The following is a 13,643-nucleotide window of genomic DNA, read 5'->3' on the forward strand; positions in this document are numbered from 1 at the left end:
GAAAGTGAGTCTAAATGCCGTACGTAAAAGAAGTCTTCGACTATCTCAAAAGAACCAGTCCTTCACAGACCGAGTTTTACCAAGCTGCCGAAGAGGTACTTGAATCTCTCCGGCCGTTAATGGAAAAATACCCGAAATACCGCGAACACAAGATTATCGAACGGATCGTCGAGCCGGAACGTCAGATCCTTTTCCGCGTTAACTGGGTGGATGACAAGGGCGAAATCCAAGTAAACAAGGGATTCCGTATCGAGTTCAACTCCGCTCTTGGACCCTATAAAGGAGGGCTGCGTTTCCACCCAAGCGTCAATGCGGGGGTTATCAAATTCCTCGGTTTCGAACAGATCTTTAAAAACGCCCTGACCGGCCTTCAGATCGGCGGAGGAAAAGGGGGAAGCGATTTCGATCCCAAAGGGAGATCGAACCGCGAAATCATGCGCTTTTGCCAGGCGTTCATGAGCGAGCTTTTCCGCCACATTGGTGCTACGACCGATGTCCCGGCGGGTGACATCGGAGTCGGCGGACGCGAGATCGGATATATGTTCGGTATGTACAAAAAACTGGCCAACAGTTATGAGGGTGTATTGACCGGTAAATCGCTCAACTGGGGCGGATCGTTGGCCCGTACCGAAGCGACCGGCTACGGCGCGGTCTATTTCGCCAAATACATGCTCGAAGACCGCAATGAAACCCTTGAGGGGAAAACCTGTGTGGTATCCGGTTCGGGTAACGTCGCAATCTATACGATCGAAAAACTCTACCACCTCGGAGCCCTTCCGGTGACGTGCAGCGATTCATCTGGGATGATCTACGATGCCGAAGGAATCGATCTGCAACTGCTCAAAGATCTCAAAGAAGTTCAGCGCGCCCGTCTCAGCGAGTATATCAAACACCGTCCAAACGCGAAATACACGCCGATCGAAGAGTATCCGGCAGGACGCAACGCGGTATGGTCTGTACCGTGCTTCGCCGCGTTCCCGAGCGCGACACAAAACGAACTCAACATAGAGGACGCGCGTGAACTCCTTAAAAACGGTTGTGTCTGTGTGAGCGAAGGGGCGAACATGCCATCCACTCTCGAAGCGGTTCATGCATTCATTGACGCAAAAATCTGCTACGGGCCGGGTAAAGCGGCCAATGCCGGCGGTGTCGCGACGTCACAGCTTGAAATGGCGCAAAACGCCTCGATGGTCAGCTGGACGTTCGAGGAAGTCGATGCCAAGCTGGCGCAGATCATGAAAAATATCTACGTTAACGCCAGCCAGACGGCGGCCGAGTTCGGTCAGCCGACCAACCTGGTTCTGGGTGCCAACATTGCCGGCTTCCGCAAAGTTGCGGACGCGATGATCGAGCAGGGGCTCGTTTAATCTTCAGCGCATGATGCGGGAATTTGCCCCGCATCATACTTCTTTGTTACATTGCTCCGTAAGGAATACGTTGCTACAATCACATCCATGAAAACAAAAAAAGCACTGTGTATAATGAGCGGAGGGATGGATTCGACCCTGTGCGCCTATATGATGAAAGAAGAGGGGTACGAGATCGTTGCTTTGCATTTCAATTACGGACAGCGTACCGTTCGTAAAGAGCTGCAAGCGTTCCGTTCCGTCTGCCGCGATCTTGGGGTAGAAAACCCATATGAGATCGATCTTGATTTTTTCAAAACGATCGGCGCATCGGCGCTTACCGATCACACGCTCGATGTTCCGACGGGAGGCTTGGAAGCGGGTGTGCCGATCACGTATGTCCCTTTCCGCAACGGGATTTTCCTCTCTATCGCCACCGCCGTCGCTGAAAAAGAAGGATGCGAAGCTATCGCAATCGGCGTTGTCGAAGAAGACAGCAGCGGTTATCCCGACTGTACGGAAAGTTTTATCGGGGCGTTCGAGAAAGCGGCCAATCTCGGGACAAAAGCGACAACTTCCGTCACGATAAAAATGCCGCTTGTACGCCTCAATAAATCACAGATCGTAGCCGAAGCGATCAAGTTAAACGTACCGCTTCATCTGACATGGAGCTGCTATAAAGACGAGGATGAGGCTTGCGGCGAGTGCGACAGCTGTCGTCTTAGACTGCGCGGTTTTGAACAAGCCGGTGCGAAGGATCCGATTCCCTACCGCCATGTTTGATGCCGAAAGATCAGCGATTACGCACCATTACCGCCCGCGCAACCGCAATACGTACATTACCGTAACCGCAAACGCAGAGGTATGCGTACGCACGCCGATCAAAAGCGAGCAAGCCGTCCGAAACCTCTTGAAATCCAAAGAAAACTGGATCGGCGAAAAACTCAAATCGCTGCTTGAGATATACTCTCACCGCCATGTTCCGGGTAAGACGCTTCGTTTCCGCGGAGAAATCTATGACGTGAGTCAGTTTCCGAAATTGCACAAAAAGCTCGAAAAAGTCCAAAAAGATGTTAATATTGAAAAATATTACCATCAATTCTACCGCGAAGAAGCCACTTTAACCCTTCCATCCCGCATCGAGTATTATGCGCGGAAAATGCAAATGCATCCAAGTGAGATCCGTTTTAAAAAGATGCGCCGCCGCTGGGGCAGCTGTGACAGCCGCGGAGTCGTGACGTTCAACACGCTTATGATGCAGCTCTCCTACGAACACATCGATTACATCATCGTCCACGAACTGGCTCATTTACGCCACATGAACCATTCAAAAGATTTTCACGGCTTGGTACGATGCTATCTGAGCGATGAAAAAAGACTTCGTCGAGAGTTACGGGAAATACGTCCGATTTAAAAATCGAGTTCGAGCTGTTTCATGGAAGATCGCGAAGGGCGAAGAATGCTTTTATCGACTCCGGCAACAAGGGCAAAATGAAAATCTTGGCTCTGAAGCAGAGCAATGACCTCTTCGGGATAACGGTAAAACAGAATGTTTTCGACGCCGATCGTGAGCGCCGAACGCATGGATTCGGGAAGAAGGCAGATAATTTTGGCCCAAGACGCCTGTGCATCGAGAAAATCGATCTGTTCGTCAATCAGCTCCAGCAGAGGTTCGAAAATAACCACCCGCTCGCTGCTGCCGAATTCTTTGATCTCCATGCGGGCATTCGTGAAAACGGGGATGAAATGGCCCATTTTGCTGAATCCTCTGATCTGAAACGGAACACGCAAAAATGTGTAGAAGAAGAGCAGATGCTCCAGATAAGGGATGAAAAACGGCGAAAGCATCTGACGCTCGTAAAATGTGTCGTTATGAATGAACGACGTTTCGAACAGCGTCTGTTCTATAATCGTTATCGTATTCTCCTGCGCACGAATGAGCTGGGAATGTTCGATAAAAATATCGGGATCGGTGAGGGCAGGGGAAAAGAGAACAATCGATTTTTTTTCCAGCGGCCACAGCTTTTCCCAAACTTCGCGCATGGTTCCTTCGACGTTGCAAAATGTCGGAGGGGTTGTGATCATGGTGGAGAGGTGCAGAGTGATCGGATCGCACGCGTAAACCTGCAGCTCTTTTTCGAGGAGATAGAACCGGAGCAGCTTTTTGAGGGCGGTGTCGAGATTATCGACCTTGATCCAGGCAATTTCACTGTCGGTAATTTGGGTCGGGCGGTCGAACATGACGCCGTAGGCTCCGTTTAAGAGCGCTTCGGGAATGTCTTCGGAAGAATAGGCAATAAAGAGTGAGCCCCGCTTTACTTTGGAAGGATCGAAAACGACGTTCTCAAAGATACTGACCGAAGGCTCACCGAGAAGGTTTCCTTGTGTCAGTGCGAGGATATTTTCAAGTCTCATCCAATCGAACTTCCGCTTAGGCGTGGTTTTTCGGGACGGACAAGGCAAAGTCCCTCGGAATCTTTGGCCGCGAGGAGCATCCCTTCCGAGAGCATTCCCATCAGTTTAGCCGGTTTGAGATTGGCGACGACGCACACTTGCGTCCCAACCAGCGATTCGGCTGAGTAGTATTCACGGATGCCGGCGATGATCTGGCGCGGCGATTCTTCGCCCAGATCAACTTGGAGTTTAAGGAGTTTTGAGCTTTTCGGGACCTCTTCGGCTTCAACAACGGTACCGATTTTAAGCGATGTCTGGAAAAACTGATCGATCGTGATCAGCCCTTCGGCAGGAACGGTGCTTTCTTTTTTATCCTCTTTTTTCGGTTCGACCGCTTTGGGCGCTTCTTCGATCATCGCTTTGGGCGCTTCGGCCATCAGCGGCTCTTCGACGCGCGGGAAGAGGGGCGGAATTTTTTTGATCGTGAACGGAGCCAGAAGCTTTTTATCGACGATCAAATCGTTGTAACTTTGGGTATTGATCGCAAATCCGAGCGCATCGGCAATCGTCGCGGTCGTGTGCGGCATGATACCGTGCAACATTACCGAGGCTTTGGCGAGCAGGTTGGCGACCAGTGCGACGGTAGCGAGCGCTTCATCGGTGCGGCCTTCTTTGATTTTTGTCCACGGCGCGTGCTCTTCAATCGCTTTGTTGCCGATGGTAAAGACTTTCCACAGCTCTTCGAGGTAGCGGTGAAGCTGCAATTCTTCAAGGTACGGAGGAAGAGAGTCAAGCAGCGTATGAGCGTCGTTTAATTCGCGTGAGTGGTATTTTTCGACATCGGCGCTGTTGATCGCAAAGTCGGAATATTTTTCGCTCATTCCGATAATACGGTTGAGAAGATTCCCCAGATCGTTGGAAAGATCGGAATTGAGGCGGTCGATCAATGCGCGTTGCGAAAAGTCGCCGTCTTGTCCGAACGGTACTTCGCGCATCATGAAATAGCGGAAATTCTCGACACCGTAATGTTTGGCGACTTCACGCGGATCGACGACGTTTCCTTTTGATTTGGACATCTTTTCGCCGTCGCGGGTCCACCATCCGTGCGCACCGATGTGTTTCGGCAGCGGAAGCCCCAGACTCATCAAAAATGCGGGCCAATAGATCGCATGGAATCTGAGAATGTCTTTTCCGACCAACTGGACGTTGGCAGGCCAAAAGCCCATTTTTTCTTCGTTGCCGCCGTATCCGAGTGCCGTGACGTAGTTCATCAGCGCATCAAGCCATACGTACATGACGTGTTTGGGCTCATTCAGCGATGCGGGAAGGTGAACGCCCCAGCTGAAGCTGGTTCGGGTGACGGAGAGGTCGTTAAGGCCGCCCCGAACGAAACTCATCACTTCGTTGCGGCGAGATTTGGGGAGGATGAAATCGGGATGCGCTTCGTAATACTCCATAAGCGGCTTTTCGTATTTGCTGAGACGGAAAAAGTAGCTCTCTTCTTTGACGATCGTAGTAGGGCGTCCGCAATCAGGGCAGCATCCGCCGTCCATCAGCTGCGATTCGGGGAAGAAGGTTTCACAGCTGACGCAGTAGTTTCCTTCGTAAAAATCTTTGTAGACATCACCGTTGGCGACCATTTTTTCAAATGCGGCCTGAACCCCTTTTTTATGTGATTCATCGGTGGTGCGAATAAACTGGTCGTAGCTTACGTCGAATTCATCCCATAAATTTCTAAACGTCGCGCTGATCTCGTCGGCAAACTGCTGCGTAGGCTTGTTTTGTTTTTTTGCGGATTCTTCGATTTTTTGACCGTGTTCGTCCGTTCCGGTCAGAAAGTAGGTCTCATTGCCGATCAGGCGCGAATGGCGTGCCAGCGCATCGGCAATAAACGTGGTATAGGCATGGCCGATGTGGGCTTCGCCGTTGACATAATAGATGGGGGTGGTGATATAGTTTTTCATTAAAGTACCTTCTCCTTTTTTCTGTCTCGCAAGAGACAAGCTTTAGTGCCATAGCGGCCAGCGCAGCCAAAGGGGCTTTTGCTCCTTTGGCGTTCAAATTAAAAGTCGAACCCGCCGGTTTCGCCCTTCGACATACTTTCGTAGACGGTTCGGACGTATTTGGCACGAATCTCGCACCCGATGCATTCGTCACAATCCAGACAACTGTTCAGGGATTTGTTTTCCTGACAGGCTCGAAGTGTCTGCATCACTTCATCGAGCTTTTGCTCATATACGTCCTCAGTGTGCGGCGTAGACACTCAATACCTCATTGACCTCGTCATTGGAGCCGAAAAAGCAGGGACTCGTATCATGCACATGACGGGGGGTTTTCTCCAGAACGTCCCCTTTCCCGTCGACCGCTTTTCCTCCGGCTGTTTCGAAAATAAAGGCGAACGGGAACACTTCGAACAGCATCCGCAATTTCCCCTCGGGTTTGTCGCTGGCACCGGGATAACTGAAGAGTCCTCCTCCCTTGAGAAGGATCTGATGCAGATCGGGAACCATTCCGCCCGAGTAGCGAAGACGGTAGCCGCGCGCGAAGAAAGAGTCGATCATCTGTTTGTGATAGGCCGGCCAGCACTGCTGAGTACCGCCGGGAGCCATGATTTTCCCTTTCACGTTCAGCTGAATTTCCTTGACGTATTCGAAGACGCCGTTTTGGAGGAGGTAGAGGGAGACTTTACCGTACTGGGCAAACACCAGTTCGACGCGTGGACCGTAGACGACGTAGCAGGCCGCGACCATCTTCTCACCCGAAAATTCTCCCTCGTAGATCCCGAAGATGGAGCCGACGCTGAGATTGACATCGACGAGCGATGAACCATCCAGCGGATCGAAGGCGATGTAGTAGTGCCCCTTTTCGTTCAGCACCATCGGGTGCTCTTTTTCTTCGCTTGCGATCGTATGAACCGTCTCGATTCGGCTGAGTTCTTCTTCAATAATCAGATCGCTTTGGATATCGAGTTGCAGTTGCGTTTCACCTGAGCTGTTTTGCTCCTGCGAATAACCGATGTCTTTGACGTCGATGGCGTGTTTGATCCGGATGGCGCTTTTCTGGATCGCTTCTAAAATAGTGTTCATTCGAGTACCTTTGCGTTTGTTAAAATCCATCCGATCACTTGATCGGGATCGTTGAGATCGAGAAGATCGATCCCTTCGGGAAGAGAATACTGGGCCATATCGATGCTCTCGTCGATTGCAAGAGCGTTCATATACGGAAAATAATCGGTGTCGATCGAACCGCGGAATATGCTGATGCGCGGCAGGGGAAGGTTCTTAAGCCCTTCGACGAGTAATACGTCGAATTCCCCGAACAGGTCGATAATCTCGTCTAGCTCTTTATGGCGTTTTGAAAAAAAAGTCGTTCGGGTCGGAGAGGTGACGACCACTTCGGCACCCGTGTCGCTGAATTTATAGCTGTCTTTTCCCGGAACGTCGAACTGTGCTTTGTCTTTCGGATCGTTTTTGATGATCGCGACCTCCAAAGCGTGTTCGTGGATCAGTTTTCGCGCCACTTTGAGAATCAGGGTCGTTTTTCCGCTGTTGGAAGGGCCGGTAAAGGCAACCGCTAAACGTTTTTTCAAAAATCATGCCTCAATTAAAAATAGGAGATATTATAGTCAACTATCATTGAAATTTTGTTAAGATAGTGCATCTGAACCTATTTTAAGGACGATTATGCGATTTTCATTTATAGCACTTGCGGCCATTCTGGCATTAAGCGGATGTTCACAAAAAGGGGCGTTCGGATTGTTCACAATGGACGAAGCGCATGAACGTGCCGTCGAGCAGCTGCGCAGCGACAGGATCGTCCTATCGATGGAGACCAAAGCGATACTCACCGCCGTTTACCTCAACCCGGTTTATCCCGAAGAATACAAAGACGGGGAGTATTTTATTGGAGCCTTTTACTTTGAGAAACGGAATCTGGATGTCAAAAAATGGACGTTGGATGATCACGGCTATACGTTGAGCCTCAACGGAGCCGCCCCTGTTTCGATGGAAGAGATCAAAGAAAAAGACCCGCGCCGGACTCTTATACCGGTCCAGAACAACTGGTACCGCTACTATCTGATCCGTTTCGACACCGTTAGTGCGCCGAATTTATCGCTTCGACTCGAAAACAATCAGACAGGCTCGGTTGTGTTAAATTATCAAAAAGCTCAGTGATTGACACGCCCTCTCCAAGGATTTTTTTGTATATGACGTAATTGGCAAGAACTTTCTTGCCATACTCTCTGCTCTCGGAGTTGCCCACAAGCTCCATACTCATAAACGGTTCGTATTCACCCGGCAAAAACATCCCTTGCGTTGTAATCAGCCGTTTCGTAAAACCGATACCGCCGTTGTAGGCGTATGCTTTGAATACGGGGTTGTACAGAGTCTGGTCGATGTGTTTAAGGTGCTCGATCGCATAGGGGATATTCATTTCGGGATTGAACATATCGTGATAGGACGAGACTTTCATTGGGTGTATTTTGCTGATGGAGTCGACGTTAAACGGCATGATCTGCATCAGCCCCAAAGCGAATGAACGCGAGATAAGTCCCGGAATCAGGCGTGTTTCCTGACGCATAAGGGCATAGATAAACGCTTTTTGGTCATTGCTGAGATCTTGCATGTAACGCTCGTAGGGCATCGTGAAGTTATGAACATAGGGTTGATAGACCCGTTCGATCATGTAGGCCTGTACTGCGAGGGAATCCTCTCCCTCATGGCGTTCAACCAGTTCATAGAGCTTTTCAGGCGGCGTTGCGACCATTTCTTTGTGAAGACGGCTCCATTCAAACGGATCATTCCCTCTGAATCCGCCGGATTTTGGGGTCGGAAGAGTTGTAAAATAGTTTTCGGTCGCTATGCTCAGACGCTCTCTGGCCCAGAGGACATACATATTGATATCGAGGCTGTCGGCAAGTTCGTGCAGCACGGCATTGTCCTGCGTGGCACGGAAGACCCAGAAATTGCATTTATCCCGCTCAATGGGCGAGGGGGCCTTACGCAGTGCTTCTTGTAGATGAAAAAGCGCATTATCGCCGCGGCCGTAACGCAAAGCATTTATGCCGAGATAAAAGTGGGTCTGGAAACCGTAAACGCCTCCGCTGACATTGGCAAGCGAGGCGTGCAGTTCCGTCAATTTCGGGTCGGTAATGCTGTGATAGACGAGTTGATGGAATCCCTGCATAGAGGTGAGGGAAGAAAGCGTTTCGAGATCGATAGGGTGATTGAAATGTTCATGCCGGTATGAAGCGCTTGAGAGGATGAAGAGTTTCATAGAGGCTTCGAGATCACTAAAGGGGGTAAAATGGTTGTTATGGTTCATGGTTCTAAGCCATTGTACATCCCCAAACTGGTTGCTAAGCCGTGTCGCAATCAATTCACGCTCATAACTTTGCAGCATTTGAGCTTTTTGCGGCGTCAGTGCCAGATAGAGGCAGTCATCTTGCTCAATGCCCATCAATTCGGTCGATACTTTCTGCATACAATCGGCGGTATAGCGGATTTCGGCTTCATCCGTTTTGGCAGCATAATCGAACAAAAAACGCTGATTGACGGCATCGATTTGATAGAATGCTTCGCTCGCCTGCGACGCATTGATGTCCTGTTTTAAAAATTGCCATATCAGAAAGTTTTTTTCGCGCGATGCGGGCTTGTCATTGATCTCATCCAGGGTGACCGCCGAAACGCTACACGCGAGAAGCGCTGAGAGGATCAATGAACGCGTCATCCGATAACCATGCCGTTGATGATATTAACCAATATTACATCGACAACCTGAAGAAGAACAATCACAATAATCGGGGCAAGGTCGATTCCGTTGAAAACGGTCGGCATGATTCGGCGGACCAGCTTATAGGCCGGTTCGGTGAGACGGTAGATGATCTGTACGATCGGATTGTACGGATCGGGGCGTACCCATGAGAGGAGGGCGCCGATGATAACGACCCAGATATAAACGGTAAGGAGAGAATGGACGATTCCTCCCAGTCCTGCGACGATTCCATCGATCATTTGGCTACCTCTTTAAGATAATTTTTTAGATATTGGTACAAATCGGCCAATTCGGGACCGTGTTCGGCACCGCTGAGGAGGATGCGCAGCGGTTCAAAGAAATGTTTCCCTTTAAGGCCGCTGTGTTCCATCAGATAGTTTTTGTACGCTTCGTAATCGTCAAAATGAGGTGCTTGCAGCGTCATATCGCGTAAGAGCACATACTCTTCCTTGAACTCATCGGGAACATTTTTGGGAGCGAATACTGCGCCGATTTTGGTCCGAAGTTCTTTGAGCGTTCCCGCTTCTTTAAGGAATACTTTGGCCAGATTCCCGATATCCTCGTCTGCGAACCCGACGTAGCGGGAAAGCTCTTTGGGATCGAGTCCTTTGAGATGTTCACGGTTGATGAATTTGAGTTTATCGATGTCGAAACGGGTCGGTGCGTTGGAAAGGGCATGCAGATCGAACCATTTGATTGCCTCTTTCAGGGTGAAAATCTCGGTCGGCGTTGTGTTCCCCATCAAAATGAGATAGTTGGCGATCGCTTCGGGTAGGTACCCTTCCTCTAGAAGCCATTTGACGCTCGTCGCATCGTCGCGTTCGGACATCTTTTTTCCCTCTTCGCCGAGGATGATCGGTAAATGGGCGTATTCGATCTTTTTGGTATATCCGAGTGCTTCGTGAATCGCGATTTGTTTTGGGGTGTTGCTCAGGTGGTTTTCGCTTCGAATGATAAGAGAGATGTCGGCAAGCATATCATCGACCGCGCAGGCGAAGTTGTAGGTCGGAAATTTGTCGGCGTGCATCAGGATGAAACTGTCGATATCGTCCGGGGAGAAGGTGGATTCGCCTTTGATGATATCGCTTACCGTAATCGGGTGGGTCGGTTTTTTCAGCCGTATCGTGAAAGGATTGGGATTGTCGATCACCTCTTCGGCCGGAAGATTTTCGCACGCGCCGTCGTACCGGTATGCGATCTTGCTTTCTTTGGCCGCTTCACGTTTGGCTTCGAGGATTTCAGGAGTACAAAAACAGTTGAATGCCCGTTTGTCTTGCAGGAGCTGTAATGCCATTGCGCGGTGGAAGCGCAGGTTATCGCTTTGGAGCTGTTGTTCTTGGTATTCGATCCCAAATAGGGCCAGTATCTCAAATATCTCTTTTTCTTTGCCGGGAATGTTGCGTTCTTTGTCGGTGTCTTCGATCCGAATCAGCAGCGGTTCTTCGCGTTGTACGGCACAAATGTAGTTAAATAAGGCGACGCGAAGATTGTCGATATGCATATCTCCCGTCGGACTTGGGGCAAAACGAAGCATTGTCTGATTCCTGATTTTTCTTTTTATTTTATCAGAAGTCGGTTTAAGGGAGCTTTGAAGACTTTTAAAGGTGACAGTGTCGTTTGGTATTTTATCTGCCGTTTACTAAAGTATTGTATGATTGTGGACAGTTGGATATGGGCAGCAGCATATCCGATATTTTCATGGTAACACTTCTTAATCCAAGTCATGCTCTTTTTCAGCAGAGTGTGACTGCTCTTTCATCGCCATTCATCCAAAAATACAGCTTTTTGCTTCCAAGGGAAAATATGTTCAAAACCTCACTATCGAATTTTTTAAAACTTGAATCCGCTACCGGCATATTACTCGTTATGGCAACGCTATTGGCCATGATAATGGCAAACACGTCCCTTCAATCATTCTACGGTTCCCTTACGTCGATTCCTGTTGTCGTCAGCATAGGATCGCTTGTTATCGCCAAACCGCTTCTTCTGTGGATCAATGACGGGCTGATGGCCGTTTTCTTCTTCATGATCGGGCTTGAAGTCAAACGTGAGGTGATTGAAGGCTCATTGCGTGATCCAAAAGCGATTGCCGTTCCGGCTTTTGCCGCATTGGGCGGAATGCTCGTTCCCTCTATGATTTACGCGTGGTTTAACTGGGATAATCCTGTTGCTCTTCAAGGATGGGCTATTCCATCGGCAACGGACATTGCTTTTGCGTTAGGGATTCTCACCCTTTTAGGTGATCGTGTCCCCAAAGGGCTTAAACTCTTCTTGCTTACACTTGCCATCATCGATGACTTGGGTGCTATTATTATCATCGCCCTTTTTTATACCGCCGATCTTTCGACGACGTCGCTTAGCATTGCCGCGTCTATGATTGCTCTTTTAATCGGAATGAATATCCGGGGTGTCATCAATCACGCGGCCTATATCCTCATCGGCATCATACTCTGGATAGCTGTTTTAAAATCAGGAGTTCACGCAACACTTGCGGGTGTCGTATTGGGATTGCTGATTCCTCTTAAAAACAATCGACACCATTTCCATGAACTCGAACATTCGCTGTATGCCCCTGTCAGCTATGTGATACTCCCGCTGTTTGCATTTGTCAACACAGGTATCGGTTTTTCCGGCGTCTCGGCAAAAGATTTTTACGACAATCTAACATTGGGCATTGCCTTGGGCCTTTTCTTCGGAAAACAGATCGGGGTATTTCTCTTCAGCGCTTTAGCCGTGTGGATGGGATTTGGAAAATTGCCCGTAGGTGTAAATTGGAAGATTCTCTATGGCGTTTCAATCCTAAGCGGAATCGGTTTTACGATGTCGCTGTTTATCGGGTCCTTGGCTTTTGAAGATGCCAGAGCAAGTGGAATGGTGTTGACAGATGAGCGTTTGGGAATTTTGATGGGGTCTATGGTTTCGGGACTACTTGGATATACAGTTCTGCGGTACTTTTTGAGAAAAGAAAACTAAAGTGCTTGAAAGTACGTAAAATAGGGAGTTTAAAGTGGTGACCCCAAGGGGATTCGAACCCCTATGGCCAGAATGAAAATCTGGAATCCTAACCATTAGATGATGGGGCCACTTTAAAAAAGAAAAAGCAGGTCTAACCTGAGCCGAAATTATAGTGATTTTATTCTGAAAAAAAGCTAAAGTTTAGCCTAGAATCCTCCCGAAATACGGGAAGAGGGGGAGGGGAGAATCAGTTGTTGTAAAATGAGCGAAGAGCCCGGATGATAACGGCATTTTTTGAAATGCTTTCCGCTTTTGCGTTGTCGTCAACCAGTTCGTAAATGTCCAAAGGAAGAGAGATTGAGAACGTTTTGGTTTCGATCTTTTTGCGTTTGGAGATAAGAGACGCGATATTTTGCAACATCTCGAGAATCTTTTTCGTATCGATCGGTTTTTGGATGAAGCTGTTGACGCCCACTTCAATCGATTCGGAGATTTTTTGGATGTCATTACTTGCGGAAATCACGATGATGATTTGATTCGGGTTAATGGCACGGATACGGCGTGCAAGTTCGATACCGTCGATTTCGGGCATGATGATATCGACAAAAACGATATCAGGATTGACTTTTTCATACATGCGAAGCGCTTCGACACCGTTGTAGGCGGATGTTACTTCCCCGAAAAAGTTTTTAAACGTCGAACTGAGAAGATCGTTGGCAACGACTTCGTCTTCGACAACAAGTGCGCTAAGCTTTTTGGTTTGTTCGGTCAGTTGGATCAAATCAACGTTAGAGGACATAAGAATCTCCTTGTATATGATATGTTAAAAAATATCATTGTGTTTTCTTGTTGGTATTATAGATAATATTTTTTAGCATTCCCTTAAAAAAACTTTTAATGCTTTTTAAATTGTTCCAGCCACTCGATATTGGATTCGTTGGTTTTTTCCTGCTGGCGCAGAAGTGAGTCGATAATGTGCATTAGAGTGGTTTCGTCCATGAACTGAAGCAGCTTTGGATCGATGTAGGTCGGTTTGAGTCCCTCATAACGATTGAGGAGGTTTTCGATGTCGTTTATTAGTTGTTCTTTGGATGAGTTCATAAGTGTAAGTTTATCAAAAATGGAACTGATTTGAAAAAACAGATATAATGATTAACATAATATATATTATAT

Annotated in this window: 15 protein-coding genes and 1 tRNA gene; 5 read left to right on the forward strand and 11 right to left on the reverse strand. The window is 48.5% G+C overall.

Annotated features, from left to right (window positions below; all coding sequences use genetic code 11):
* Window positions 1-14: 14 nt before the first annotated feature.
* The 3 genes from gdhA (at window position 15) to JU82_RS07920 (ending at window position 2,760) form a co-directional block, all read left to right on the forward strand.
* Window positions 15-1,367, forward strand: a complete 1,353-nt coding sequence (gene gdhA / locus JU82_RS07910) for an NADP-specific glutamate dehydrogenase (RefSeq protein ID WP_037949141.1) — start codon at window positions 15-17, stop codon at window positions 1,365-1,367.
* Between the two features lie 87 nt (window positions 1,368-1,454).
* Entirely contained in the window at window positions 1,455-2,129 is a 675-nt protein-coding gene (gene queC, locus JU82_RS07915) for a 7-cyano-7-deazaguanine synthase QueC (RefSeq protein WP_037949144.1), read from the forward strand.
* Entirely contained in the window at window positions 2,122-2,760 is a 639-nt protein-coding gene (locus JU82_RS07920) for a YgjP-like metallopeptidase domain-containing protein (RefSeq protein WP_294892575.1), read from the forward strand. The genes queC and JU82_RS07920 overlap by 8 nt, the downstream gene beginning before the upstream one ends.
* Here JU82_RS07920 and JU82_RS07925 read toward each other — a convergent pair.
* From JU82_RS07925 to mobB, 5 genes are all read right to left on the reverse strand, one after another.
* A complete protein-coding gene (locus tag JU82_RS07925; protein ID WP_037949148.1) occupies window positions 2,757-3,761 on the reverse strand; it encodes a hypothetical protein in 1,005 nt (334 codons plus the stop codon). The genes JU82_RS07920 and JU82_RS07925 overlap by 4 nt on opposite strands.
* Entirely contained in the window at window positions 3,758-5,704 is a 1,947-nt protein-coding gene (gene metG, locus JU82_RS07930; RefSeq protein ID WP_037949150.1) for a methionine--tRNA ligase, read from the reverse strand. Before metG ends, JU82_RS07925 begins: the two co-directional genes overlap by 4 nt.
* Window positions 5,705-5,802: 98 nt before the next feature.
* Window positions 5,803-6,003: a hypothetical protein gene (locus tag JU82_RS11960; RefSeq protein ID WP_294892581.1), complete on the reverse strand. Its 201-nt coding sequence runs from the start codon at window positions 6,001-6,003 to the stop codon at window positions 5,803-5,805.
* Window positions 5,984-6,826 (reverse strand): class 1 fructose-bisphosphatase, encoded by an 843-nt coding sequence (locus JU82_RS07935; RefSeq protein WP_037949153.1) that lies wholly within the window; start codon window positions 6,824-6,826, stop codon window positions 5,984-5,986. The genes JU82_RS11960 and JU82_RS07935 overlap by 20 nt, the downstream gene beginning before the upstream one ends.
* A complete protein-coding gene (gene mobB / locus JU82_RS07940) occupies window positions 6,823-7,329 on the reverse strand; it encodes a molybdopterin-guanine dinucleotide biosynthesis protein B (protein WP_037949155.1) in 507 nt (168 codons plus the stop codon). Before mobB ends, JU82_RS07935 begins: the two co-directional genes overlap by 4 nt.
* A gap of 94 nt (window positions 7,330-7,423) precedes the next feature.
* On the opposite strand from mobB, the gene JU82_RS07945 reads away from it, so the two are divergent.
* The gene (locus JU82_RS07945) at window positions 7,424-7,915 is read left to right on the forward strand and encodes a hypothetical protein (protein WP_037949158.1); all 492 of its coding nucleotides are present in this window, start codon (window positions 7,424-7,426) and stop codon (window positions 7,913-7,915) included.
* On the opposite strand, the gene JU82_RS07950 is transcribed toward JU82_RS07945, so the two are convergent.
* Genes JU82_RS07950 through gltX form a run of 3 tightly spaced genes read right to left on the reverse strand, consistent with a single transcriptional unit; the run spans window position 7,836 to window position 11,049 of the window.
* Window positions 7,836-9,470: a transglycosylase SLT domain-containing protein gene (locus JU82_RS07950; protein WP_037949161.1), complete on the reverse strand. Its 1,635-nt coding sequence runs from the start codon at window positions 9,468-9,470 to the stop codon at window positions 7,836-7,838. The two genes, JU82_RS07945 and JU82_RS07950, sit on opposite strands and share 80 nt — an antisense overlap.
* Window positions 9,467-9,754, reverse strand: a complete 288-nt coding sequence (locus JU82_RS07955) for a YggT family protein (RefSeq protein WP_037949163.1) — start codon at window positions 9,752-9,754, stop codon at window positions 9,467-9,469. Before JU82_RS07955 ends, JU82_RS07950 begins: the two co-directional genes overlap by 4 nt.
* Window positions 9,751-11,049, reverse strand: coding sequence for a glutamate--tRNA ligase (gene gltX, locus JU82_RS07960; protein ID WP_037949166.1), 1,299 nt, complete (start codon window positions 11,047-11,049; stop codon window positions 9,751-9,753). The genes JU82_RS07955 and gltX overlap by 4 nt, the downstream gene beginning before the upstream one ends.
* 269 nt (window positions 11,050-11,318) lie before the next feature.
* Between gltX and nhaA the strand changes: the two genes are divergently transcribed.
* On the forward strand, window positions 11,319-12,488 hold the full coding sequence (gene nhaA, locus JU82_RS07965) for a Na+/H+ antiporter NhaA (RefSeq protein ID WP_037949169.1): 1,170 nt from the start codon (window positions 11,319-11,321) through the stop codon (window positions 12,486-12,488).
* Window positions 12,489-12,523: 35 nt separating this feature from the next.
* On the opposite strand, the gene JU82_RS07970 is transcribed toward nhaA, so the two are convergent.
* The 3 genes from JU82_RS07970 to JU82_RS07980 form a co-directional block, all read right to left on the reverse strand.
* Window positions 12,524-12,598: transfer RNA gene (locus JU82_RS07970), tRNA-Glu, on the reverse strand.
* A gap of 119 nt (window positions 12,599-12,717) precedes the next feature.
* A complete protein-coding gene (locus JU82_RS07975) occupies window positions 12,718-13,269 on the reverse strand; it encodes a response regulator (protein WP_037949172.1) in 552 nt (183 codons plus the stop codon).
* 95 nt (window positions 13,270-13,364) lie between these two features.
* Window positions 13,365-13,571, reverse strand: a complete 207-nt coding sequence (locus tag JU82_RS07980; protein ID WP_037949175.1) for a hypothetical protein — start codon at window positions 13,569-13,571, stop codon at window positions 13,365-13,367.
* Between the last annotated feature and the right edge of the window lie 72 nt (window positions 13,572-13,643).

It is taken from the genome of Sulfuricurvum sp. MLSB (assembly GCF_000747095.1).
Classification (GTDB): Bacteria; Campylobacterota; Campylobacteria; order Campylobacterales; family Sulfurimonadaceae; genus Sulfuricurvum.